The following is a 24,357-nucleotide window of genomic DNA, read 5'->3' as shown; positions in this document are numbered from 1 at the left end:
GACCCGGCGGCCGACACCGACCGCCGGCTCACCGCCGCGGAGGACGCGGTGGCCGCCGGGGACTACCCGCTGGCCCGCCGGATCGCGCACGAGGTGCTGGCCGAGACGGCCCGCCCGGCGGACCGGGTACGGGCCTGGATCGTGGTCGTCGACTCCTGCGGCCAGGCGATGGCCGAGGTCGCCGATGTCTTCCCGCAGGCGCTGCAGGACGCGCGGGACGACCCGGAGCTGCTGGCCCGGCTGCACTACCGGCTGGCATGGCGGGCGTGGATCGTGGAGGGCTCGGCCGCCAAGGCCCTCACCCACGCGGCGCGTTCGGCGGTGCTGGCGCTGCGGGCCGGCGACCGCCGTACCGAACTGCTCGCCCTCACCCAGCAGGCGGCGCTGGAGTTCTACCTCGGCCGCACCGAGGCCGAGGCCACCCTCGGGCGGGCGCTGGCCGCCCCGCCCGACCCGCGCGTGCTCTTCGACCACAACGGCCCGGTCTTCCTCAAGCACCGCCGCCACCTGCTGCACGACCGGCTCGACGACGCCCGGACCGAACTGCGCGCCCTCGTCTACACCGTGCGCTACCGCGGCTCTGCCGAGAGCCTGTGCCAGTGCCTGTCCGGGCTCGCCCAGGTCGAGATCATGCGCGGTCGCTGCGAGGGCGCCCTCGACCTCGCCCACCAGGCGCTCCGCGTCACCGAGCAGGCCGGACTGAGCCAGGGCCCGGCCTGGTACGCCGTCGCGCTCGCCGAAGCAGCGGGCGGCAGCGCCGACCGGGCGCTGGCCGCCGCCGAGCGGGCCAGGCGGCACAGCGAGGACGACGACGACCTGCTCTTCCTGCCCCGCGCCCTGCACGCCGAAGGCCACGTCCGGCTGCTGCGCGGCGAGACGGACGCGGCGGTGCACGCCCTGCTGCGGGTGCGCCTGCTGGAAACCGGTCAGGGGCAGGGCGATCCGGCGGTACGGCGCTGGCAGGCGGACCTGGCGGAGGCGCTGGTCGCGGCTGGCCGCGCGGACGAGGCCGCCGAACTCGTCGCGGAGACCCGGGCGCAGGCCGCACGGCTGGGACGGCGCGGCCTGCTCGCCGTACTGGAGCGGTCCGCCGCGCTGGTGACCGAGGCGCGCGGCGACGTGGACGCGGCGGTCACCCACCTCACGGCCGCGGCCGCCGAACTGGCCGGACTCCCGTACCGGCTGGAGGAGGCACGTACCCGGCTGGCGCTCGGCCGGCTCCACGCCCGCCACGGTGCGAGAGGCCCCGCCCGGACCGCCCTGACGGACGCCTCACGGCTCTTCGCACGGGCCGGCGCCCGCCCCTGGCTCGCCCTCACCACGGCCGCCCTGGACCGCCTTTCTGTGCCTTCCCCTCTCCTGGACGGCCCCCACCTGGCCGCGCTCACGCCCACCGAGCGCCGGGTGGCCCTGCTGGTCGCCCAGGGCGCCACCAACCGCGAGACCGCCGCCACGCTCACCGTCAGCGTCAAGACCGTCGAGGCCGCCCTCACCCGCGCCTACCGCAAACTCGGCGTGCGCTCCCGCGTCTCGCTGACCCACGTGGTCCTGGCGGGCGGCACGGAGTGAGGGCGCGGGCGGGTCGGCCCGGGACAGCCCGGCGAAAAAACCGCGTGCCCGCGCGCGGTTGGCGCGGGCACGCGGTCGCGACCGGTCCCCGGTCCGATCGCCCTCACAGGGGTCGGTGGTCGGCTCAGTGGCCGAAAAGGTGCCGTGCGTGGCGGTGGCGGTGGCGGGGCGCACGGGTGGCGCCGGAGTCCCGGGACACCCCGCCGGCGTCCCGGCCCGCCGCCAAGTCCCGGTCCCGGGTGTCGCCGTGGTCGCCGGGCGCAGCGTACTCCTGGACCGGGGCGCCCGTCGTGGCCGGGTTGTCGGGCCGGGAGGCCGGTTCGTCGCGCTCACGGGCACGCAGCGCGGCGTCGTGCCGGGCGCGGGCCGGCGTGCGGATCCTGCGGCGGCGCAGGCGCAGGCCCAGGCCCCTCATGGTCATCAGGGCGCCGAGGCCGAAGAGCACGGCCAGCGCGAGGCCGGCGCAGAAGACGGCGAGGGAGTTCATGGTCGCGACGGGGTTTCCGAGCACGCTGACGGTGTAGTCCGGACCACCTGACAGGTTGTCGGAGATCGCGAGCCCGGTGAACGCGGCAGTGCAGGCCAGCAGCAGCAGGCCCAGGATCAGCATTTCGGTCACCTCCGGTGAAGGGCTCCTTGCCCGTCGGGTACCCCGGGTGGGGCGGGGCACTCCGGTAAACGGGCGAATCCCGGTCGCCGGCCCGTCACCCGCCGGTCGCCGGACCCGAACGCGCATCCGCACTCCCGGGTCGATATGCCACCTTTCCCCGCCCGCGGGAACAGCGGCGCCCGCTCGACCGCTGGCATAGGACAGAACCGTTGCTAAAGTCGCTTCGGGTGCTGTCGCCACACTGCGCACGGACCCACGTGTCCGGCACGCGGTGACGAAAGGGGGAAGCCGTGGCCAGTGCTGTTCGGAGTGGTGGTGCTGACGCCGCCGACATCGGGCTCGCTTTGTACCAGTCGCTGCGCGCCAACGGGTCCACGGTCCCTGACAAGGCGGAGGCCGGCCTGGGGCTGACCGACACCGAGGCCGCGGCCGGTTGGTCCGAATTGCGGGAGCTGGGACTGATACGTCCCGGTCGGGTGGCGGAAGAGGTGGATTCCGTGGACCCGGACACCGCGCTGATCGGCCTGCTCGCCCGGCAGCGCGAGGCGTTGCGGGCCCAGCGCGACGAACTGTCGGCGATCGTGGAGGCCGCCGAGTCCCTCATGGAGCGCTACCGCCCCGCCGTGCTGCGCGAGACCGCCGAGATCGAAGTCGAACTCGTGACGAAGGAGAACCGGCGGCGGCAATTCGTCCGGGATTTCGACGCGACCATCAGTGAATCCGTCGGCTCGATGCACCCCGGCCCGCTGCCGTCCGGGGAAATCCTGGCCGGCTCTTTGGCGGCGGACAGCACACTTATCGCGCGGGGCGTCAGAGTTCGTGCCATTTACGGGCAGAGCGTTAATTCCGCACCCAGACAACGTAAATACTTTTCGGATCTCGCAGCCACCGGCGCGGAAGTACGCCTGGCCGAACAGGTCCCTTTCGACCTGCTCATCGCGGATTCCCACAGCGCACTGGTACTGGCCAACCCCGAGGACCCCTCCGGACCCGCGGTCATCGTCCGAGGTCCCGCTCTGGTCAGGTCCTACGTGGCCATGTACGAGGACTGCTGGCTGCGCTCGGTGCCGTACTCGGCGAAGGGCACCGGCTCGATCGAGGCCGAGGGCGAACTGACCGAGCAGCACCGCACCACCCTGCGACTTCTGGCCAACGGGATGACAGACGAGCGGATCGCCCGCAAACTGGGTGTGTCACTGCGCACAGTGAGTCGCCTGGTGTCGGAGATCATGCGATATCTCCAGGCGGACAGCCGGTTTCAGGCTGGGGTACTGGCGGCCACCCGAGGACTCATTTGACCTGCGCACATGCGCCATGGCGCGGACGCGCACCAGCGGAACGTGGCATACCGCTGTCTGATTTTGCCAGTATTGGCGAAGTTACGTGTAGCGACACGCCAGCTTCCCCTTCCCCCGTACCACTAAGGATTACGATGTCGCGTATCCGGCGCACGACACATGTCTCCACTGTCGCAGCCCTGGTGCTCGTACTGTCGTCAGCCGCCGCCGGAACGACCGTCGCGGTCGCGGCCGGTGGCTCAGGTCCTGCCGCCTCCAGCACCTCGGTCGCTCCGGAGCCGTCCACGGCCGCGCAGCTGTCGCCCGACACCTGGTTCCCCAACATCCGGACCTGGTTCCCGAACGGCGCCCGGATCACGGTCGCCGGTGCGGACACCTGGTTCCCGTCGGCCTCCCGCACGACGGCAGTGCAGAGCACGTGGTTCCCCCAGTCAGCAGCGGTTTCTCCGGCTACGTGGTTCCCTTCGCCCCCCGCCGACCAGCCCACCGCGCTGTCGGCGTAGGCAGGTGCCCACCTGAACGGGTGCCGCGCAAGCCGATATCCGCACGAGAACGGGCACGCACCATCCCCCCTCCTTTCCGCCGTACGGCCCGCGGTGACACGCGGGCCGTAGGTATTCGGGGGCGGCTGTATCCGCTGTGCTCCGGCACAGCGCAACGGCGGACATGCGCGGACACCCGGGGGCCCGAGGGGAGAAGAGCCCGAACGGCGGCAGAACGCACAGGACGCGGGAGTCAGGTGTTCTTTTCCAGCCGGTCGCGGCCCAGCGTGTCCAGGACGTCCTCCTGGGCGTACATGACCTGGCGGCCGTCTCTGCGGCGCCGCCACCGGTGTTCGTTGGCCAGCCAGTAGACCGTCCCGGGCGGAATGCGCCAGGCGCTGGAGATCTGCTGGGCGGACAGACCGCTGGGGAGGGCCGGCAGGCCGCGGTAGAGGGCCCGCCAGCGCGCGGGGGGCCAGGTGTGCGTGGGGTCGGCGTCACACTCCACGACGGACGGCAGCGCGGAGCCCGGGTCCCGGGCGACCGCGGTGAGCCGGCCGCGGCAGGCCGTGGCGACGCACCGGCCCACCGGAATCCGCCGTTCGTGACGCGGCCGGGCGATCCGCAGGGACCGCAGCAGCAGCGCGTCGATCTCCGCCGCCGCGTCCTCGGCGGCCGGGTGTACGGCCAGCCAGCCGAGATGACGGCGGAGGAAAGCCGCGAGGGCCGGCACCGTCCGTAGGGGGAGACGGACGGTGCGGCCCTCGACAATCAGATCGGCCCAGGAGGCGAGTGTGCCTCGAATGTCGGCGCGCGCCTCGACAGCCGGCCCGTTCAGGGGGATGCCGGGCCGGGCAGTGCCGGTCACTCGGTCGCCGGAGTCCGGCGCCGATACGAGCGCAACCTCCAACTCGCCGTATACCCGGGGAAGCAAGGCGAGTTGCCGATCCAACCGCTCCTGGCAGGGAAGGCAGAGCGCAGGGTCCGTGTCGAGGCACAGGTGCCCGGTACGGAACTCGATGTCCTGCACTGCCGCTGTCCCTTCCTCTGTGGGGCGGTGAGAAAAGCCAACCAGGAAGGGGGTGATCCGGACAATGTCCACCGACCGGCCGGATTCCGCCATGGCGCATTCGCGCATCTACGGGTCCCGGAACAGCTCGCACAGGCCCCTCGCGGAGCTCAGCGGGCTCAGCGGCGTAGTTGCGCCTCAATAGCCCCGGTCACCTCAGCCGCCTCCGGCTCGGTCCCCGGCCGGAACCGTGCGACCACCTCGCCCTCCGCGCTGACCAGGAACTTCTCGAAATTCCAGGTGATGTCGCCGGCCTCACCCGAGGCGTCGGGCACCCGGGCCAGCTCGGCGTAGAGCGGGTGCCGGTTCGCGCCGTTGACATCGGCCTTCTCCAGCAGCGGGAAGCTGACGCCGTAGGTGGTGGAGCAGAAGGTCTGGATCTCCTCCGCGGTGCCGGGCTCCTGACCGCCGAACTGATTGCAGGGTACACCCAGTACGGTGAAGCCGCGGTCGGCGTACCGCTTCTGAAGCCGTTCCAGTCCCTCGTACTGCGGGGTGAGGCCGCACTTCGAGGCGACGTTCACCACCAGGAGCGCCTTGCCGCGGTGATCCCCGAGAGTGGCGGGGGTGCCGTCGAGTGTGCGCAGCGGGATGTCGTACAGAGTGCTCACGGAACGTCTCCTGAAGGTCGGGGTCAGCGGTCCTTGACGGTGATGCCGAGCATTCTGGCGAGCGCGGGCGCCAGGTCGAGCAGTTGCACGGAACCGACGATCGCCCCGCGCAGCGATTCGTACCCGTCGGCGAGGTCGATGGCGAGGGCGCCGCGCAGGTCGGCCTTCTCCAGCGTGGCGCGCCCGAGGCGGGCCCGCTCCAGGGTGCTGCCCGGGAAGGTCACCCGGTCGAGCCGGGCCTCGCCGAAGTCCACGTCGCGCAGGACGCAGTCCTCGAAGGCCACCTCGTGCAGGGCGGCCGAGCGCAGGTTCACGGAGTCCAGCTTGCAGCGGCGGAAGACCACCCGGCGCAGCACCGCCCCGAAGGACTCGACGCCGGCCAGCGAGCAGCCGGTGAGCCAGGAGTCCAGCCAGTCGGTCTCGGCGAGCGAGACCCCGGTGAAGCGGGTGCCGGTGATCCATACGTTGTTGAAGCGGGCGCGGCGCAGCCGGGCGTCGGCGAAGACGCAGTCGGTGACGGCGGATTCGAGGAAGCGGGCCCCGCCGGCACTGTCGCCCTCGAAGGTGAGCCGGTCGAAGTGGAGGGTGTCGTAGTCCCCCTCGGCCGTCAGCGGCCCCTCGTGGGGGCGCAGGAAGTTCGCGTAGGACAGGTCGGCGATCTCTTCCGGAACGGTCACGACGGCCAGCGTACGTGGGGCCACCGACAGGCCGGACGACAGCCCGTCCGAGGGGCAGCCGACCCCCGGTAATCCGACCTAACGGATATATCGCCCACCCATTGCTAGGGTGGCGGCCCATGAGCGCAACGTCCGCGACCGCTCCCACCCCTCCCCCGGCCCCCGCGCCGGCGCCGCCGCCGGGTGGCCGGCCCGGCTCGCGGCGCGGGGTGGAGCTGTCGCTGATCGTCGCCGCCGTGGTGATCTCGATGTACGGGTACGCGGAGGTCGGCCTGGCGACGGACGGCCGGGTGCCGCCGGGGGCGGCGGGTTACGGCGCCGGGCTCGGCCTCCTCGCGCTCCTGGCCCACCTCGCGGTACGTGCTCGCGCCCGGTACGCCGACCCGCTGCTGCTGCCGATCGCCGTCCTGCTCAACGGCATCGGCCTGGTGCTGATCTACCGCCTCGACCTGGAGCCCGCGCTCGGCCCGCGCGCCGCCCCCGCCCAACTCGTCTGGTCCGGCCTCGGCGTGGCGCTCTTCATCGTCGTGGTGCTGGCCCTGCGCGACCACCGGGTGCTGGCCAGGTACGCGTACCTGAGTGTGACCCTCGCGCTGGCGCTGATGGTCGCGCCGATCCTCTTCCCCGCGGTGAACGGCGCCAGGATCTGGATCCGGGCGGCCGGATTCTCCATCCAGCCGAGCGAGTTCGCGAAGGTGCTGCTCGCGGTCTTCTTCGCCGGCTATCTCTCGGCCAACCGCGCGGCCCTGGCGTACACCGGCCGCCGCCTCCCGCGCGTGCCGTGGCTGCAACTGCCCACCGGCCGCGTGCTCGGCCCGGTGGTCGCGTTCTGGCTGGTCAGCGTGGGCGTGCTGGTGCTGGAACGGGATCTGGGCACCTCCCTGCTGTTCTTCTGCCTGTTCGTGGTGATGCTGTACGTGGCGACCGGCCGGACCGGCTGGATCGCGGTGGGGCTGCTGCTGGCCGCGGCCGGCGCGGTCGCGGTCGGCGGCCTGGAGCCGCACGTGCACGGCCGGGTGCGGGACTGGCTGCACCCGTTCGCCTCCATCGACGCCGGGCTCGGCCCCGGCCAGCTCGCCCAGTCGCTCTTCTCCTTCGCGGGCGGCGCCACGCTGGGCGCCGGGCTCGGCCAGGGCTACTCGTACCTGATCGGCTTCGCCGCCAAGTCGGACTTCATCCTGGCCACGGCGGGCGAGGAGTTGGGGCTGGCCGGGCTGTGCGGGCTGTTCCTGCTCTACACGCTGCTGGTGACCCGGGGGTTCCGGGCCGGGCTGGCGCTGCCCGACCCGTTCGGGCGGCTGCTCACCGTGGGACTGGCGTCGATCCTGGCGCTCCAGGTCTTCGTGGTGGCCGGCGGGGTGATGGACCTGATCCCGCTGACCGGCATGGCGATGCCGTTCCTGGCGCAGGGCGGCTCCTCGGTCGTCACCAACTGGATCATCGTGGCGCTGCTGATCCGGGCCAGCGACCGGGCCGGCCGCCCGGCGCCCGCACCGGCCCCCGAACCGGCGGCGGTGGTCGCATGAACCGCTGCATCCGGCACGCCGCCGTCTTCTGCGTCCTGCTGCTGACCGCCCTGCTGGTGAACGCGGCCCGCGTCCAGGTGCTGCTGGCCGACACCTACGACGGCAACCCGGCCAACCGCCGGATCGCCGTCGCCCGCTTCCACGACCCGCGCGGCGACATCCTCGTCGCCGGACTCCCGATCACCGGCTCGCGCCCCACCGGCGGCCGGTTGCGGTACGCGCGCACATACGCCGACGGCCCGCTCTACGCGCCCGTCACCGGCTTCTCCTCGCAGATCTACGGCGCCACGCTGCTGGAGGGCACGCGGGACGCGGTCCTGAACGGTACGGACCCCGGGCTCGCGTCCAAGCCGCTGTGGAACGAGCTGACCCGGGTCCGGCAGCGCGGCGGCGACGTGCACACCACCATCGACCCGGGCGCGCAGCGGGCCGCGTTCACGGGGCTGGCCGGACGCAAGGGGGCGGTCGCCGCGCTGGACCCGGCCACCGGGCGCGTGCTCGCGCTGGTCTCCTCACCGTCGTACGACCCCGCGCTGCTCTCCGGTTCCGGCCCGGAGGTGGCCGACGCCTGGACCGCGCTGACCGCCGACCCGGACCAGCCGATGCTGGACCGGGCGATCCGCCAGACGTATCCGCCGGGCTCCACGTTCAAGGTGGTGACGGCCGCCGCCGCGCTGCAGAGCGGCCGGGTGCGCGACCCGTGGGCCCGTACCGACTCGCCGGACCCGTACTGGCTGCCCGGGACCACGGTCGCGCTCACCAACGAGGGCGGCGGCTGCCGTGACGCCAGCCTGTACGAGGCGTTCCGGATCTCCTGCAACACCGTCTTCGCCAAGCTCGGCGCGGACCTGGGGCCGCGCGGGGTACTGGAGCAGGCACAGGCGTTCGGGTTCAACGACGCCGCGCTGCGTATCCCGGCGGGTGTCGCCAGGAGCAATGTGGACCGGGAGATGAGCCCGGATCAGGTGGCGCTGTCGTCGATCGGCCAGTTCGACACGACCGCGACCCCGTTGCAGATGGCGATGGTCGCAGCGGCGGTCGGCAACGGCGGCCGGCTGATGGCCCCGTATCTCGTGGACCGGGTGACCAACCACAGCGGCGTCACGGTCTCCACGACGAGGCCGCGGGTACTGCGCCAGTCGGTCAGCGCCCGCACCGCGAGCGTGCTCCAGCAGTTGATGGAGGCGGTGGTCACCTCCGGGACCGGCGGCAACGCGAGGATCCCGGGCGTGGTGGTCGGCGGCAAGACCGGCACCGCCCAGCACGGCCAGGACAACGCGGGCACTCCCTACGCCTGGTTCATCTGCTACGCCAAGCCGCCGGCCGTCGCGGGCGATCCGCGCGGCGCGCCGGCCTCGGTGGCGGTCGCGGTCGTGGTGGAGGACGCGGAGGCGGTCCGGACCGATGTCTCGGGCGGCGGGAACGCGGCGCCGATCGCGCGCGCGGTGATGGGCGCGGTGCTGAACGGGTCGGGGGCGCCGGGGGGTTCGGCGGCCCCGCCGCCGCGTGGGTGCCCCGGCGCGGCGCGCCCGGCCGCTCGCACCCGCGCCGGGCCGCGGTGGCGGGTTCCGCCGGACCGGTCGCCGCTCTGTCCCCGGCCGCAACCCGGTGGCGGGCTGGTCGCGCGGTTCCCCGCGCCCGGCCGGGGTCCCGCCGGCCGAGAGGCGCCGCGCCTGCGCCCCCTCGGCGACGGCCTCCGTCACCTCCGCGACCCGTGCGCCCTCCGCCGCCGCGAACCGTTCGGCGTCCAGCCGCTCGGCCACCTCCTCGTCCTGGGCGACCGTCAGCAGGTCGAGGTCGGAGTCTCCCAGCTCCAGGACGCCCCTGTCGACGTAGGCCCGCTGGAGGCGCGGCCCCACAGGCCGGTGTCCCGCACGCACGGCACGATCCGACCGGCCCTCCCGTCGCCCCGTCCGTCGGCATGGGCCCTTCCTCCCGTCGCGGGGGCCTGACGCGCTTGTTGACGCAGAGTCCCGCAAGTCCGTACCGCTGGTAACCCTCATGAAGGCCGGACGCGAGTGCGGGCCGGGACGGCGGGGCGCGGGAATAACGCGGTGCAGTGGTCCGGTTGCGCTGAGGCAGACGCGTGCGACCAGGAGGATGAACCGTGAAGGTCGAGATCTACAGCGACATCGCATGCCCGTGGTGCCATGTCGGCAAGGCCCGCTTCGAGCGTGCGCTCGCCGCCTTCCCGCAGGCCGACACGGTGGAGGTGGTCTACCGGCCGTTCCAGCTCGACCCGCGGGCACCGCACGAGCCGCGACCGCACCGGCAGGTGCTCGAGGCGAAGTTCGGGCCGCGGGCGGCGGCGCTGGACGAGCGGCTCACCGCGGTCGGCGCCGCCGAGGGCATCACCTTCGACTTCGAGACGGTCGTGGAGAACAACACGCTGCTCGCCCACCGGCTGCTGCGGTACGCCCTCGACACGTACGGTCCGCAGGCACAGGCCCGGCTCAAGGGGCGGCTGATGGCCGGGCACTTCAGCGAGGGCACGGACATCGGCGACCGCGCCCAGCTCGCGGACGCGGCCGTCGCGGTCGGCCTGGACCGGGACGATGTCACCGCCTTCCTGGCCGGGGACGCCCTGCACGAGGACGTTCTCGCCGACATCGACCATGCGCAGCAACTCGGCATCACCGCCGTGCCCACCTACGTCTTCGAGGGGCAGTGGGCGGTGCAGGGCGGCCAGGAGGCGTCCACGTTCCTGCGGGTGCTCGAGCAGGTGGCGCGGGAGACGGCGGCGGACGTGCCGGAGGCCGTCGTCCCGTCCACCGCCGGAATGCCTGCCACCGCGGAGGCGGACACTCCGGTGGTGGACGGCGACGGCTGCGCGGACGGCGTCTGCGAGGTGCCTGCCGCACCCGCACCCGCCGCTTCCCGCGCCACGAACGGTTGACCACCGAGTCCTCCCGGTCCGCATGGATCGTGCCGCCCCGAAGGGGTTCCGTCGTTCGGCGCCCACGGCCGGCGTGACCGCCTCGAACCCGGCGCCCCTGACGTGCACGGGCACCGCCGGATCTCCCGCCCTGACGCCGGGCGCCGGCATCGGCCTGGAGCGCGGTCCGCGGCGAGGGCCCGGGACCTGATGTGCGGGCAGGCCGTGAGCGGCCGAGGCGACCCCCGGCCGCCGGGAGGCCGTAGGCTGCCCGCATGAGCAGCAGTGCGGCGCCCGCGTACCGGCGGATGAGTGTCGAGCAGCGCCGCAGCCAACTCCTCGCCGCGGCCGTGGACCTCTTCGGACACCGGCGGCCGGAGGACGTCTCGGTCGACGACGTGGCCGCGGCGGCCGGGGTCTCCCGGCCGCTGGTCTACCGATACTTCCCCGGCGGCAAGCAGCAGTTGTACGAGGCCGCGGTGCTCGACGCGGCGCAGGAGCTGATCGCGCGGTTCGCGGTGCCCTCGCAGGGGCCGCCGACCGGGCGGCTCGCCGAGGCTCTGGGCCGCTACCTGGAGTACGTGGACGAGCACGCGCACGCCTACAGCGCGCTGCTGCGCGGCGGCGGCGTCGCCGAGACCAGCCGCACCGAGGCGATCGTGGACGACGTACGCCGCCGGGCCGCCGAACAGGTGCTGCACCACCTGGGCGTGGTCACGCCGGGGCCGCGCCTGGCCATGATGGTCCGGTGCTGGATCACCTGCGTGGAGGCCGTGTCACTGACCTGGCTGGACGCGGGCAAGCAGCCGCCGCTGGACGAACTGCGGGACTGGCTGGTGGATCACTTCACCGGGCTGCTGCTGGTGACGGCGACCACGGACGCGGAGGCCGCGGAGGCGGCGCTGCGGGCGCTGGCGCAGGAGACGCCGCGCAGCCCCGCCGGGCGGCTCGTGGCGCGGCTCGACCCGCTCCGGGACGCGGCGGCGCGTCTGCTGGACGGCGGGGTGGCGCCGTGAGGCACGAGGCGACCGAGTTCGTCGGGGGGCCGCTGGACGGGCGGGTGATCGAGGTGCTGGTCGGGATGACCGGGCAGCCGCCGCGGGTCTACCGGGTGCCCGTCCCCGTGCCGGAGGGCGGGCCGGATCGGGAGTACGTCTACCACCGCGAGCCGAGCCCCGGCCCGCGCGGGTCCCGCCGGACGCGCTGGATCTTCGTCCACGACCCGGAGGGCAGGCGGCCGGACACACTCAAGTGGCCCTGGTCGAAGCGGAGCTGACGCGGAACCGCGCGGCCCCGTACCGTCCGCCTCCCATGCGCGGCCGGCGCCGCGCCACCGCCGAAACGCGCCGCGCGCCGCCCAAGCGACCGCCCGTACCGTCCACCACCCAAGCACGGCCCGCGCCGCGCCACCGCCGAAACGCGCCGCGCGCCGCCCGGCTCTCAAGCGGCCATGCGTGCCGTCCACCACCCAAGCGGCGGCCGTGCGGCGACCTCGTGCCGCGGCGCCGTCGTACCGCCGTCGGGCTGGGGGAGGGAACGGATCGGCGCTCGGACGACGGAGCGGACGGCATTCAGGTTCACCCCGGGGGGTGACCGATGTGGGCGGAATCGCCTATTCCCCCTGTCGACGATACGACAATCCATGGTTGGATCCTGATCGGCGACGCGTTACGTGCCGGTTACGGGAGATGAGGGGAAGTCAGTGACCCGACTCGCCAGGGGATGGCTCCGCTCGGCCGTGGTGTGCGGCGTGCTGCTCGGCTCGGCCGCCCTCTCGCTGCCCGCCGCCCAGCGGGCCGGCGCACAGCCGTACGACCCGCTGCCCGCGGCGCCGATACCCCTGTCCGACCTGCTGGCCCAGCTTCAGACCCTCTACCGGCAGACGGAGTCGGCCAGCGAGTCGTACAACCAGGCCACAGTGATCGCCGCCCAGACCCGGGCCAAGGCGGCACGGATCGACGGTCAGCTCGCCCAGCAGCGGATGGCACTGGCCGCCAGCCGGGACGAGGCCGGGCTGATGGCCCGGCTGATGTACCAGGACGGAGGCGTGTCGCCGTACCTGTCGATGCTCGCCGGGCGGTCCCCGCAGGACTTCTTCGGGCAGCGGCACGTCCTCGCACGGGCCGCCGGGCACCAGAACGACGTACTGCGCCGGCTGGCGGACGGCGAGGCCCGGCTGAAGGATCTCAACGCCCAGGCACAGCGGACTCTCGACCGGGCCCAGCACGCGCAGAGCGTGCAGGCGGCCCGGAAGACGGCGGTCGAGACGCACCTGCGGCAGGTCGAGGCGGTACTCGCCGGGCTGACCGGCGTGCAGATCGCCGAGTTGCAGGCGCTGGAGGAGAAGGGCGTCAACAAGGCGCAGCGGGATTTGCTCGACTCCAAGGCGCTCGGCAGCGACCCGGCGCTGCGCGCCCCCTCCAAGGCGGGCGACCGGGCGATCGCGTACGCGTTCCTGCAGCTCGGCAAGCCGTACGTGTGGGGCGCCGAGGGGCCCGGAGCCTTCGACTGTTCCGGCCTGACCTCGCAGGCCTGGGCGCACGCCGGGGTGACCATCCCGCGCACCAGCCAGGAGCAGTGGGCCAGGCTGCCGCATGTGCCGCTGGCCCTGCTGCGCCCCGGCGACCTGGTGGTCTACTTCCCCGGCGCCACCCATGTGGCGCTCTACATCGGCGACGGCCTGGTCATCCAGGCCCCGCGCCCCGGCTCGTACGTGAAGGTGTCGCCGCTCGCGGTGAACCCGATCCTCGGCGCGGTCCGCCCCGACCCCGGCGACCGGCCGCTGCCCCGCTACACACCGCGGCCCGTCCCGCCGCAGGCGAAGAAGCCGACGCCGATCGGCGTGCCGGCACCGCAGCCGCCCGCGCGCACCCCTGGGCCGCCGCCCGGCCACACCCCGGCCCCCACCCCGTGGAAGCCGGCGACGCCACCTCCGGCCCCGAAGGGCCCGAGCCCCGCACCCAGCGGCCCCCCGTCCACCGGACCCGCCGGACCCGCTCGCACGAGCCCCGCGCCCACCAGTCCCGCGCCGACCGGCTCCACGCCCACCCGCTCCGGGAGTCCGGACCCGGGCCCGAGCCCGACCGCCGGCTGGACCGGCGCGCCCTGAACCCGCGGCGAGGCAGGCCGCGCCGTCGGGTGCCGCTCGGCGTAACGGTCCGGTCTACAGGGGCTGTTCGCTCATCGCGTGGGCGACCAGGGCGAGCAGCGCCTCGACGACGGAGTACCGCTTGCGCGCGTCGATGATCAGCACGGGAATGTGCGACGGTACGGCGAGGGCTTCGCGTACGTCGTCGGCGCTGTAGGTGGCGGTGCCCTCGAACTGGTTGACCGCGACGGTGTAGGGCAGCCCGGTGCCCTCGAAGTAGTCCAGCGCCGGGAAGCAGTCGGCCAGCCGTCGGGTGTCGGCCAGCACCACCGCTCCTATGGCGCCGCGGACCAGGTCGTCCCACATGAACCAGAACCGCTGCTGGCCCGGCGTACCGAACACGTAGAGCACGAGGTCCTTTTCGAGGGTGATCCGCCCGAAGTCCATGGCGACCGTGGTGGTGGTCTTGTCCGGGGTGGCCGCCAGGTCGTCCAGTGCCTCGCTCGCCTGGGTCATGACGGCTTCCGTGGTCAGCGGCGCGATCTCGGACACCGCGCCCACGAACGTGGTCTTGCCCACACCGAAGCCGCCCGCCACCACGATCTTCGTGGAGACCGGCGCGCGTTCGTGTCCGGTCTGCCAGTCCTGCAGGCCGTCCTGCTGGTCAAAGCCCGCGAAGTCCACTGAGCACCCTTTCGAGCAGCGTGCGGTCGGGCCCGCCGGGCCCGTGCCCGGTACCGTACACGCGGATTCTTCCCTGGTCTGCCAGGTCGCCGATCAGGACCCGGACCGCTCCGAGCGGGATGCGCGGCAATGCGGAGATCTCGGTCACCGGCCGCATCCCGCGGCACAGTTCGACGATCGCCCGCAACCCGGGCATCACCCGCTCGGCCTACTCGCACCCGGTGAGGGCGAGTCGTTCGGCCGGCTCGTCGATGGTAGCCAGGAACGTCTCCACCAGCAGCAGGTGCCCGACACGGGTACGGCCTGCGGTCGGCGGGTACGGGCGCGTGAGGTCCCGCGGTCCGCTCCTCGCCGGGCGGGCGCGACCCGCGACCCGGTCGTCCCGCTGCCCTCCTGTTCGGTGTTTCCGTTTCGCCGCAGTCCGCCTGGCTCGGTTGTCGGGACTATTGCCCGACCTGCCCGGCGTAAAAGGCACTTGACGTTCGCCGTCCCGCGGTACGCCGCGATGCCGGCGCTGTCCGAGCGGCCGGCGCTGTCCCGGAACCGCCCGGACACGGTGATCGCGGCCTCGGCCGACGAAGCCCCGGTGTGTCCAGGGACAGCCCGGTACCGGATTCAGTTGACTTCCGGGAGTAGCCGGGGCGATCACCCGCGAAACGTTTCCGGCCCTGTCACGAATCAGGGTCATGATAACTTTCCGGGCGCGGCAGGTGATGCCGACCATACGACCCGTCAAACCCTGATCAGGAGCGGTAGTCATGACCGAGATCCCCGCAAGCCACCGCGACATGCTGGAGCGTCCTTTGTTCGGTCACCTCGGGACGGTGAAACCCGATGGGACTCCTCAGGTCACTCCGGTCTGGTACGTCTGGGACGGTGAGTTCCTCTCCTTCACCACCTCCACGCTGAGGCGCAAATACCACCACGTGGTGGCCAACCCGAGCGTCTCCCTTTCCATCAACGATCCGCTGCAGCCCTACCGCTACCTGGAGGTGCGCGGCACGGTGGAGCGTATCGAACCCGACACCGACGCGGACTTCTTCTTCGAGCTCGCGGCCCGGTACGAACTGGGCATGGGCCGCGGCGACCTCAACGACACCCCGTACCGCGTCAGGATCATGGTGCGTCCTACGCACACCACGCAGCAGGGCTGACGCGATGTCCGGTGGCCGACCCACCCGGACGGCCACCGGACATCGCCGGCCGCGTCGCGGGTCAGGAGGGTACGGGGCCCGTGCGGCCGCGGCCGGCCGTCCGAGCGGCGACCGCGGTCCCGGTACGGCCGCCCGCCCGGGTCGAACAGCCGGTCCTGCACACTGGCCCCATGCGCGTCGAGACGGCGACCGAGCCCGCCACCCCCGGAGCACCCAACGAGGACTTCGTGTCCGTGGCTCTGCCCGCCGGGGGGCAGGGCGGCGCCGTGGTGGTGCTGGACGGGGTGACTCCCCCGCCGGACAACGGGGGGTGCGTCCACTCGGTGCCGTGGTTCACCGCCCGGCTCGGCGGCGCGCTGATCGAACTGTCGGTTTCGCGGCCCGACCTGACGCTCGCCGGGTGCCTGTCGGCGGCCATCGCCCGCACGGCGGACGCCCATCGCGACACCTGCGACCTGTCTCATCCACTGACTCCGCAGGCCACGGTGGTCGCGGTCCGCTGGACGGCGCAGACCGTGGAGCACCTGGTGCTCTCCGACTCCGTGCTGCTGCTCGAAGGCGCGGACGGCACGGTGACGCCCGTCCTGGACGACCGGCTCGACCGGCTGCGGGCCGCGGGCACGCGGGTCGCCCCGCTGCGGAACCTGGAGGGCGGTTTCTTCACGGCCGCGGCCGACCCGGCGGTCGCCGCGCGGGCGGTGACCGGCCGCACCGGGCGCCCCGCCGTCCGCGCGCTGGCCGCCCTCACCGACGGGGCGGCTCGCTCGGTCGAGCTCTTCCGCGCCGACGACTGGCCCACGGCCTTCGCCCTCCTGCGCAAGGAGGGCCCCGCGGCGCTGATCACCCGGGTGCGCTCCCTGGAGGCCGCCGACCCGATGGGCACGGCGGTCCCCCGGGGCAAGCCCTACGACGACGCGACGGCGGTTCTCGTGGAATGGTAGCCCGACGGCTCTGCCGCTCTACCGTTCCTCGTCCTGGAGGCGGTTGAGCCGGTGCAGCAGGCGGGCCAGTTCGGCGACCTCGCCGCGCTCCCAGGCGGCGAGCTGCTGCAGATACCGTTCGCGGCGCGCGCTGCGTACCCGGGCGAACCGCTCGCGGCCCTCCTCGGTGAGCCGCATCAGGTACGCCCTTCCGTCCGCCGGGTCCGGCTCCCGGGCCACCAGACCCAGCTCCTCCAGGGCCCGCAGCTGCCGGCTCATCGTCGCCTTCCCGACGCCGAAGTACGCCGCCAGGTCCGTCGCACGCGCCGGCTGCGCCTCCTCCAGCCGCACCAGCAACCCGTACGCCGCCGGCTCCAGGTCCGGATGCAGCTCCCGGGCCAGCTCGCCCGAAGCGGCCCGCGCCCGCCGCAGCAGCACCGTGAGTTCGCGCTCCAGCGCGTCGGTGGCCGAGCCCGTCTGCTCGCCGCCGCGAGCACCGGCCTCGGGTGCGGCGGCCGGACCGCGGGGCGGGGTGGGGGTTGAGGCCGGGTTCGGGGTGCGGGCACCCTCGCCGGCCGGACCCCACCGCCCCGGGCCCGGACGCTGACCCGGCACGGAACCCGTACCGGCGGGACCCCAGCGGCGGCCGGGTGCCGGAACCCCCCCGGGCACCCGGCCGCCCGGGCCACGGGAATCCGCAGGCCGCCGCGGGGAGCCGTCGGGGCCGCCCGGCGCGGAGCCGTTCGCCTCGTTCACTGTGCCCCCGCTTTCCACGGCTGAAAAGTTCGCTTCACGGACGGTGGTCTCCGCAGCATGTCAAGTATTTCGCAGGCGTAGACCACCGGCGGTGCCCATCGCCCTCTTCCACGCGCGTAGCGCCCAACATACCGTCATTTCTGTCATGACCATTCCAAGGTCATGCCGAGTCCCCCACCTGGAGGCACGCATGTCCCACGGAGATCTCTCCGTCGTGCACGGCACAGGCTCGGCCCGATCACGGCTCGCTCTGCTGGCCGGTCTTTTCGTCACCCTGCTGGCGCTGGTCCTCGCCGTGCCCGGCACGGCGGACGCGGCGGCCGGCGGCTCGAAGGCCAACGGCCCCATGACCCACCCGGAACTGGACTGGATGGGCTCCACCATCAGGGCCCACGAGAAGGTCCCGCCCCAGAAGCCCGGCACGGTCATGCCCCTGGTCACGCAGACCCCCGGCATGGACGTGTCCAGCTACCAGGGCAACGTCAACTGGTCGGCCGCGTGGGCCAACGGCGGCAAGTTCGCGTACATCAAGGCGACCGAGGGCACCTCGTACACCAACCCGTACTTCGCCCAGCAGTACAACGGGTCGTACAACGTGGGCATGATCCGCGGCTCGTACCACTTCGCGCTCCCCAACGTCTCCAGCGGCGCCACCCAGGCCGACTACTTCATCGCGCACGGCGGCGGCTGGTCCGCCGACGGCAAGACGCTGCCGGGCGCGCTCGACATCGAGTACAACCCGTACGGCGCCACCTGCTACGGGCTGAGTGCGGGCAGCATGGTCAACTGGATCGCCTCGTTCAGCAACCAGTATCACGCCCGCACCGGCCGCTACCCCACCATCTACTCCACCACCGACTGGTGGACCACGTGCACCGGCAACAGTGCCGCCTTCAGCTCCACCAACGCGCTGTGGATCGCCCGTTACGCCTCCTCCGCGGGCACGCTGCCGGCCGGCTGGCCGTACTACACCTTCTGGCAGTACGCCGACTCCGGCGTCTTCCCCGGTGACCAGGACTACTTCAACGGCGCCCTCGACCGCGTACAGGCGTACGCCCTCGGCTGAGATCCCCACCGGCGCCACGGGGACGGCCCCCGCCTCGGTGAGGCGGGGGCCGTCCTTCAGGCGGGCGGGGAGTTCCGGGGTGCCGGGCCGTCAGGTCGTCGGGCCGTCGGGCCGTCAGGCCGCCACCGGCACCTGCCCCCCGGCGCTCGTACCGGCATCCGCGCCCGCCGCCTCCAGGGCCAGCTTCAGCACCTGCCGGACATCGCTGACCGGGTGCACGTCCAGCGCCTCAAGGATCTCGGCGGGTACGTCGTCCAGGTCCGGCTCGTTCCGCTTGGGGATCACGATGGTGGTGATCCCCGCCCGGTGCGCGGCCAGCAGCTTCTGCTTCACTCCGCCGATCGGCAGCACCCGCCCGGTCAGCGACACCTCACCGGTCATCGCCACGTCGGTGCGCACCCGGCGCCCGGACAGCAGCGACGCCAGCGCGGTGGTCATCGTGATGCCCGCGCTCGGCCCGTCCTTGGGCACCGCCCCCGCCGGGACGTGCAGGTGGACACCGCGGTCCTTCAGGTCGCCGACCGGCAGCTCCAGCTCCGCGCCGTGCGAGCGCAGGAACGACAGCGCGATGTGCGCGGACTCCTTCATCACGTCGCCCAACTGGCCGGTGAGGGCCAGTCCGCTGCCACCGGTCTCGGGGTCGGCGAGCGACGCCTCGATGTAGAGCACGTCGCCGCCGGCGCCGGTGACCGCGAGGCCGGTGGCCACACCCGGCACCGCCGTACGCCGCTCCTCGGGGTCCTGCGCGGACTCCGGTACGTGGTGCGGCCGTCCGATCAGCGCCCGCAGATCGTCCGCGGTGACCGCGAACGGCAGTTCCTGGTCGCCCAGTTCGTGCCGGGCCGCCACCTTCCGCAGGATGCGGGCGATGGTCCGTTCCAGGTTCCGTACTCCGGCTTCGCGCGTGTACTCCCCGGCGAGCCGCCGCAGCGCCTCCTCGTCCAGGCTGACCTCCTCGGTGTCGAGACCGGCGCGCTCCAACTGCCGGGGCAGCAGGTGGTCGCGGGCGATGACGACCTTCTCGTCCTCGGTGTAGCCGTCCAGGCGGACCAGCTCCATCCGGTCGAGCAGTGGCTCGGGGATGGCCTCCAGGACGTTGGCCGTGGCGAGGAACACCACGTCCGACAGGTCGAGTTCGACCTCCAGGTAGTGGTCGCGGAAGGTGTGGTTCTGCGCGGGGTCGAGGACTTCGAGCAGCGCGGCGGCCGGGTCGCCCCGGTAGTCGGAGCCGACCTTGTCGACCTCGTCCAGCAGCACCACCGGGTTCATCGACCCGGCCTCCTTGACCGCCCGCACGATCCGGCCGGGCAGCGCGCCCACATACGTCCTGCGGTGGCCGCGGATCTCGGCCTCGTCACGGACGCCGCCGAGCGCCACCCGGACGAACTTGCGGCCCATCGCCCGCGCCACGGACTCGCCGAGCGAGGTCTTGCCGACCCCGGGCGGGCCGACCAGCGCCAGCACGGCGCCTCCCCTGCGGCCCCCGACCACGCCGAGCCCGCGGTCGGCACGGCGCTTGCGGACGGCCAGGTACTCCGTGATGCGTTCCTTCACGTCGTCCAGGCCCGCGTGGTCGGCGTCGAGCACCGCCCGGGCGCCCGCGACGTCGTAGGTGTCCTCGGTCGTGGTGTTCCACGGCAGTTCCAGGACGGTGTCCAGCCAGGTACGGATCCAGCTCCCCTCGGGCGACGCGTCGGAGGAGCGCTCCAGCTTGTCGACCTCCTTCAGGGCGGCCTCCCGGACCTTCTCCGGCAGGTCGGCGGCCTCCACCCGGGAGCGGTAGTCGTCCGCCTCGTCCTCGGGGTCGCCCTTCAGCCCGGCCAGTTCCTTGCGGACGGCTTCGAGCTGCTGCCGCAGCAGGAACTCGCGCTGCTGCTTCTCCATGCCCTCCTGGACGTCCTTGCGAATGGTCTCGGCGACGTCCTGCTCCGCGAGGTGGTCGCGCAGCCACTGGACGGCGAGCCGCAGCCGGGCCACCGGGTCGGCGGTCTCCAGCAGTTCGATGCGCTGCTCGGTGGTGAGGAACGGGGAGTAGCCCGAGTTGTCGGCGAGTTGGCCGATGTCCTCGATCTGCTGCACCCGGTCGACCACCTGCCAGGCACCGCGCTTGCGCAGCCAACTGGTGGCCAGCGCCTTGTACTCCTTCATCAGCTCGGCGACCGTACCGGGCGACTCCACCGGCGTGGGCTCCTCCACCACGGTGCCCTCCACCCACAGCGCGGCCCCGGGGCCGGTGGTACCGGCCCCGATCCGCACCCGCGCCCGCCCGCGGATCACGGCGCCGGGGTCCCCGTCCGACAGCCGGCCGACCTGCTCGACGGTGCCGAGCGTGCCCACCGCCGCGTACTTCCCGTCCACCCGAGGCACCAGCAGCACCCGTGGCTTGCCCGCCCCGCTCTCCGGCTGCGCGGCCTGCGCCGCCTCGACCGCGGCCCGCACCTCACGGTCGGTCAGATCCAGCGGCACCACCATGCCCGGCAGCACCACCTCGTCGTCGAGAGGCAGTACGGGCAGGGTCAGGGGGCTAGTCGTGGACTCAAACGCCATGATCTCTCCCTATGCAAGCAACTTGAGTACACCAGACTCAATGTCTCTCCGCCCCGCGGTGTTCCCCACCCCTGTTCGCCCACAGCGATCGCCTCACCGGCGTCCGAAAGGGAAGGTGCCGGGCGGCGCCCTCCCGGTCGACCAGGGCCGCCGCGGGGCAATACGCCCAGGGTGAACCCATGGCCGCACACGAGGCGTCCGTCACCACGGTCGACCGCCGCACCGGCCCGTGCGGGGAGGTGGCGCTGCGCCGGCGCGGGGAGCGGTACGAGATCATCGCCAACGGGACGTTCCTGATGGACACCTCCGACGGCCGCTCCGAGCGGCTGCTGGTGGACGCCGCCCTCCAGGCGCTGGGCCCGGCGCGCCCCGCCCCGACCCTGCTCCTCGGCGGCCTCGGCGTGGGCTTCTCACTGGCTGCGGCCGCCGCCGAGACGCGGTGGGCGGCCATCACCGTGGTGGAGCGGGAGCCCGCGGTCGTGGCGTGGCACCGCCAGGGCCACCTCACCCCGTTCTCGGCGCACGCGCTGGACGACCCCCGCGTCCGCATCCTGGGCGAGGACCTGGTGGCGTACGTCCACCGGGCGACTGCGACGTACGACGCCCTGTGCCTGGACGTCGACAACGGCCCGGACTGGACAGTCACCGAGAACAACGGCAGTCTCTACAGTCACAGCGGCCTCGCGGCCTGCCGGGAGCGACTCAACCCCGGCGGTGTGCTCGCCGTGTGGTCGGCGCAGCCCTTCGCCGCGTTCGGGGCGGAGCTGCGGGCGGTGGGGTTCACGCAGGTCCGCACTCTTGAGGTGCCGGTGGCACACGGCGTCCCCGACGTCGTACACCTGGCGGTCAGGGCGGCGGCCGCGGCGACACCGCGCAGGGCACCGCACGAAGCACACCGAGGGCAACACACGCACCGCACCGGGCGGCGCGGACGCACGACGCGCCACCCGACGGACCACCCGTGGCGCCCTTTGGGGCGTCATAGTCAGGGCGCCGGGCCGCCCCGTACGCTGCGGGTAATCAGGACGACCTTGTGGGGCGGAAGTGGACAGCACACAGACGTCCGGCGCGCAGCGCCGGGTGCTGGTGGTCGAGGACGACCAGACGATAACGCAGGCGATCGCGGCGCGACTGCAGGCCGAGGGGTTCCAGGTACGGACCGCCAGCGACGGCCCCTCCGCGGTGGAGGCGGCGTTCGCCTGGCAGCCCGACCTGCTGGTCCTCGACGTGATGCTGCCGGGGTACGACGGGCTGGAGGTCTGCCGCCGGGTGCAGGCCGACCGGCCGGTGCCGGTGCTCATGCTGACCGCGCGGGACGACGAGACGGACATGCTGGTCGGCCTCGGGGTCGGCGCCGACGACTACATGACCAAGCCGTTCTCGATGCGGGAGCTCGCCGCCCGGGTGCACGTACTGCTGCGCCGGGTGGAGCGGGCCACCGCCGCGGCGCACAGCCCGCGCGGCGCCAGTATCCAGCTCGGGGACCTGGAGATCGACCACGCACAGCGCCGGGTCTGGGTGCGCGGCAGCGACGTCCACCTGACGCCGACCGAGTTCGAACTGCTGGTCTGCCTGGCCCAGCAGCCGCGCGCCGTGCTGTCCCGCGAGCAGTTGCTCGCCGAGGTGTGGGACTGGGCCGACGCGTCCGGCACCCGTACCGTCGACAGCCACGTCAAGGCGCTGCGCCGCAAGATCGGCGCCGAGCGCATCCGGACCGTGCACGGCGTCGGGTACGCGCTGGAGACGCCGGCGCCATGAAACCCCGGGCCTCCGAACCCCGGGCCTCCGAACCCCGGACCGGGACAGCCCGCGCCGCGAGGGCCCGCGCCGGGCGCGGCGGCGCCGTCAAACGCTGGTGGCGGCGGGTGTGGGCGGCACTGCGCCCCTGGGACCCGTTCCGGTCGATCAAGGCCGCGCTGCAGCTGCTGGTGATCGTGTCGGTGCTGATCACCACGCTGCTGGTGATCGTCGCCATCCACTCGGCCACCGAGCTGCGCGTGATCACCGTCTTCTCGATCATCGCCTCACTGCTGATCACCCAGATAGTGGCCAACGGCCTGACCGCGCCACTGCGCGAGATGAAGGCGGTGGCCCGCGCGATGGCCGGCGGTGACTACAGCCGCCGGGTGGCCCGGGTGCGCCGGGACGAGGTCGGCGAGCTGGCCGAGACCTTCAACCGGATGGCCGCCGACCTGGCCGCCGTCGACCGGCACCGCAAGGAGCTGGTGGCGAACGTCTCGCACGAACTGCGCACTCCGATCGCCGCGCTGCGGGCCGTGCTGGAGAACGTGGTCGACGGGGTCTCGGCCGCCGACCCGGAGACCATGCGGCTGGCGCTGCGGCAGACCGAGCGGCTGGGGAAGCTGGTCAGCCAGTTGCTCGACCTTTCCCGGCTGGACAGCGGGGCGGCGCGGCTGGACGCCAAACGGTTCGAGGTGTGGCCGTATCTGTCGGCGGTGCTGAAGACCGCGAGCCTGGGCATGGGCACCTCCGGGCCCGGTTCGCGGACCCGGCCGCGCGCCGACGTCCCCCTGCACCTCGATGTGTCACCCCTGGAACTGATGGCCTACGCGGACGGCGAGCGGCTGCACCAGGTGGTGGCCAATCTGGTCGACAACGCGGTCAAGCACAGTCCGCCGGGCGGCCGGGTGACGGTACGGGCCCGCAGCGGCCCCGCGCCCGGCAGCCTGGAGCTCGACGTGGTGGACGAGGGCCCCGGCATCCCGGAGGCCGACCGCGTCCGGGTCTTCGACCGCTTCCACCGCGGCTCCCACCCCGGCGGAGACGGCGGTACGGGGCTGGGGCTGGCGATCGCCCGCTGGGCGGTGGATCTGCACGGCGGCCGGATACAGGTCGCCGAATCGCCGCGTGGGTGCCGTATCCACGTCACCCTGCCGGGCGGACCGGCGCCGCGACCGCGCACTCCGAGGACCAACCCGGAAGAGGACACGTTTTCCCGTCAACGAGAGCGGTGAAACCAGTCTTCCTGTGTGACTTACGCGACGAGTGACCCCCGAGCCTGCATGAGGGGGCCTGGTAGGCGTAGCCTTTATTTCCGCTGTCCACCATCTTGTGAAGCGGAAGAGGGCGGTTGCCGCCGTGTCGCCACAGTCCCCGAATAGTGTCTCCACCGACCACGAACAGGGCGAAGGCCCTGCTGGGGGCTTCGGCCCCAACGAGTGGCTGGTTGACGAGATCTACCAGCAGTACCTCCAGGATCCGAACTCGGTAGACCGGGCCTGGTGGGACTTCTTCGCCGACTACAAGCCGGACGGCTCGACCGCTCCGGCGGCCCCCGCGGGCCAGGGCGGAGCGTCCGGCGCCGCCAAGCGGGCGACGACCGGCACGGCGGAGGCCCCCGCACCCGCGGGGTCCGGCCGGGCGGCACAGGCTCACGCCCCTGCCCCGGCCCCGGCCCCGGCCCC

General features: G+C 73.1%; 21 protein-coding genes and 3 pseudogenes. 15 read left to right on the top strand and 9 right to left on the bottom strand.

The features are described 5' to 3' along the window. On the top strand, positions 1–1,569 hold a 1,569-nt coding region (locus VIW71_RS23405), incomplete at its 5' end, for a helix-turn-helix transcriptional regulator (protein ID WP_331624524.1). Positions 1,570–1,693: 124 nt separating this feature from the next. Here VIW71_RS23405 and VIW71_RS23400 read toward each other — a convergent pair. Continuing rightward, positions 1,694–2,188, bottom strand: coding sequence for a hypothetical protein (locus VIW71_RS23400; RefSeq protein WP_331624523.1), 495 nt, complete (start codon positions 2,186–2,188; stop codon positions 1,694–1,696). A 281-nt stretch (positions 2,189–2,469) separates the two neighbouring features. Between VIW71_RS23400 and VIW71_RS23395 the strand changes: the two genes are divergently transcribed. Together VIW71_RS23395 and VIW71_RS23390 are read left to right on the top strand one after the other, a co-directional pair. After that, entirely contained in the window at positions 2,470–3,477 is a 1,008-nt protein-coding gene (locus VIW71_RS23395) for a helix-turn-helix transcriptional regulator (protein ID WP_331624522.1), read from the top strand. Between the two features lie 134 nt (positions 3,478–3,611). Then, entirely contained in the window at positions 3,612–3,980 is a 369-nt protein-coding gene (locus VIW71_RS23390) for a hypothetical protein (protein WP_331624521.1), read from the top strand. Positions 3,981–4,212: 232 nt separating this feature from the next. Here VIW71_RS23390 and VIW71_RS23385 read toward each other — a convergent pair whose 3' ends face one another. From VIW71_RS23385 to VIW71_RS23375, 3 genes are all read right to left on the bottom strand, one after another. After that, a complete protein-coding gene (locus tag VIW71_RS23385; RefSeq protein ID WP_331624520.1) occupies positions 4,213–4,827 on the bottom strand; it encodes a hypothetical protein in 615 nt (204 codons plus the stop codon). 320 nt (positions 4,828–5,147) lie between these two features. Continuing rightward, a complete protein-coding gene (locus tag VIW71_RS23380; RefSeq protein ID WP_331624519.1) occupies positions 5,148–5,639 on the bottom strand; it encodes a glutathione peroxidase in 492 nt (163 codons plus the stop codon). Between the two features lie 23 nt (positions 5,640–5,662). Beyond that, on the bottom strand, positions 5,663–6,316 hold the full coding sequence (locus tag VIW71_RS23375; RefSeq protein WP_331624518.1) for a pentapeptide repeat-containing protein: 654 nt from the start codon (positions 6,314–6,316) through the stop codon (positions 5,663–5,665). A gap of 119 nt (positions 6,317–6,435) precedes the next feature. Between VIW71_RS23375 and VIW71_RS23370 the strand changes: the two genes are divergently transcribed. After that, positions 6,436–7,842 (top strand): FtsW/RodA/SpoVE family cell cycle protein, encoded by a 1,407-nt coding sequence (locus VIW71_RS23370; protein WP_331624517.1) that lies wholly within the window; start codon positions 6,436–6,438, stop codon positions 7,840–7,842. Continuing rightward, positions 7,839–9,308 (top strand): annotated as a pseudogene (locus tag VIW71_RS23365) (penicillin-binding transpeptidase domain-containing protein); the annotation flags it as partial. The gene VIW71_RS23370 and the pseudogene VIW71_RS23365, both read left to right, overlap by 4 nt. A 204-nt stretch (positions 9,309–9,512) precedes the next feature. Here the strand turns inward: VIW71_RS23365 and VIW71_RS23360 are convergent. Then, a pseudogene (locus VIW71_RS23360) lies at positions 9,513–9,733 on the bottom strand (aminobenzoate oxygenase); the annotation flags it as partial. A 216-nt stretch (positions 9,734–9,949) separates the two neighbouring features. Between VIW71_RS23360 and VIW71_RS23355 the strand changes: the two are divergent. The 4 genes from VIW71_RS23355 (at position 9,950) to VIW71_RS23340 (ending at position 13,826) form a co-directional block, all read left to right on the top strand. After that, on the top strand, positions 9,950–10,738 hold the full coding sequence (locus VIW71_RS23355; protein WP_331624516.1) for a DsbA family oxidoreductase: 789 nt from the start codon (positions 9,950–9,952) through the stop codon (positions 10,736–10,738). A gap of 254 nt (positions 10,739–10,992) precedes the next feature. Beyond that, on the top strand, positions 10,993–11,733 hold the full coding sequence (locus tag VIW71_RS23350) for a TetR/AcrR family transcriptional regulator (RefSeq protein ID WP_331624515.1): 741 nt from the start codon (positions 10,993–10,995) through the stop codon (positions 11,731–11,733). Then, positions 11,730–11,993, top strand: coding sequence for a hypothetical protein (locus tag VIW71_RS23345; RefSeq protein ID WP_331624514.1), 264 nt, complete (start codon positions 11,730–11,732; stop codon positions 11,991–11,993). The genes VIW71_RS23350 and VIW71_RS23345 overlap by 4 nt, the downstream gene beginning before the upstream one ends. 426 nt (positions 11,994–12,419) lie before the next feature. Beyond that, entirely contained in the window at positions 12,420–13,826 is a 1,407-nt protein-coding gene (locus VIW71_RS23340) for a C40 family peptidase (protein ID WP_331624512.1), read from the top strand. A 54-nt stretch (positions 13,827–13,880) separates the two neighbouring features. Here VIW71_RS23340 and VIW71_RS23335 read toward each other — a convergent pair whose 3' ends face one another. Both VIW71_RS23335 and VIW71_RS23330 read right to left on the bottom strand, forming a co-directional pair. Continuing rightward, entirely contained in the window at positions 13,881–14,489 is a 609-nt protein-coding gene (locus VIW71_RS23335) for a GTP-binding protein (protein WP_331624511.1), read from the bottom strand. Then, positions 14,470–14,964: pseudogene (locus VIW71_RS23330) on the bottom strand (DUF742 domain-containing protein). Before VIW71_RS23330 ends, VIW71_RS23335 begins: the two are co-directional and overlap by 20 nt. A 283-nt stretch (positions 14,965–15,247) precedes the next feature. Between VIW71_RS23330 and VIW71_RS23325 the strand changes: the two are divergent. Both VIW71_RS23325 and VIW71_RS23320 read left to right on the top strand, forming a co-directional pair. Beyond that, positions 15,248–15,643 (top strand): PPOX class F420-dependent oxidoreductase, encoded by a 396-nt coding sequence (locus VIW71_RS23325; RefSeq protein WP_331624510.1) that lies wholly within the window; start codon positions 15,248–15,250, stop codon positions 15,641–15,643. A 170-nt stretch (positions 15,644–15,813) separates the two neighbouring features. Continuing rightward, on the top strand, positions 15,814–16,584 hold the full coding sequence (locus VIW71_RS23320) for a hypothetical protein (RefSeq protein ID WP_331624509.1): 771 nt from the start codon (positions 15,814–15,816) through the stop codon (positions 16,582–16,584). Positions 16,585–16,602: 18 nt separating this feature from the next. Here the strand turns inward: VIW71_RS23320 and VIW71_RS23315 are convergent, their stop codons facing one another. Beyond that, positions 16,603–17,178, bottom strand: coding sequence for a MarR family winged helix-turn-helix transcriptional regulator (locus VIW71_RS23315; protein WP_331624508.1), 576 nt, complete (start codon positions 17,176–17,178; stop codon positions 16,603–16,605). Between the two features lie 331 nt (positions 17,179–17,509). Here VIW71_RS23315 and VIW71_RS23310 point away from each other — a divergent pair, with 331 nt between their 5' ends. Further along, entirely contained in the window at positions 17,510–18,385 is an 876-nt protein-coding gene (locus tag VIW71_RS23310) for a lysozyme (protein WP_331624507.1), read from the top strand. A 114-nt stretch (positions 18,386–18,499) separates the two neighbouring features. Here the strand turns inward: VIW71_RS23310 and lon are convergent, their stop codons facing one another. After that, positions 18,500–20,932, bottom strand: a complete 2,433-nt coding sequence (lon, locus tag VIW71_RS23305; protein ID WP_331624506.1) for an endopeptidase La — start codon at positions 20,930–20,932, stop codon at positions 18,500–18,502. Between the two features lie 1,044 nt (positions 20,933–21,976). Here lon and VIW71_RS23300 point away from each other — a divergent pair. From VIW71_RS23300 to VIW71_RS26465, 3 genes are all read left to right on the top strand, one after another. Beyond that, positions 21,977–22,690, top strand: coding sequence for a response regulator transcription factor (locus VIW71_RS23300; protein WP_331624505.1), 714 nt, complete (start codon positions 21,977–21,979; stop codon positions 22,688–22,690). Further along, entirely contained in the window at positions 22,687–23,907 is a 1,221-nt protein-coding gene (locus VIW71_RS23295; protein ID WP_331624503.1) for a HAMP domain-containing sensor histidine kinase, read from the top strand. Before VIW71_RS23300 ends, VIW71_RS23295 begins: the two co-directional genes overlap by 4 nt. Positions 23,908–24,031: 124 nt before the next feature. Next, a partial coding sequence (locus VIW71_RS26465; protein ID WP_414720817.1) for a 2-oxoglutarate dehydrogenase E1 subunit family protein occupies positions 24,032–24,357 on the top strand: 326 nt, incomplete at its 3' end.

This window comes from Streptomyces sp. (genome assembly GCF_036524955.1).
Lineage (GTDB): Bacteria > Actinomycetota > Actinomycetes > Streptomycetales > Streptomycetaceae > Actinacidiphila.
Note: the sequence above shows the minus strand (reverse complement) of the source record. Positions and strands in the feature narration are given on the sequence as shown.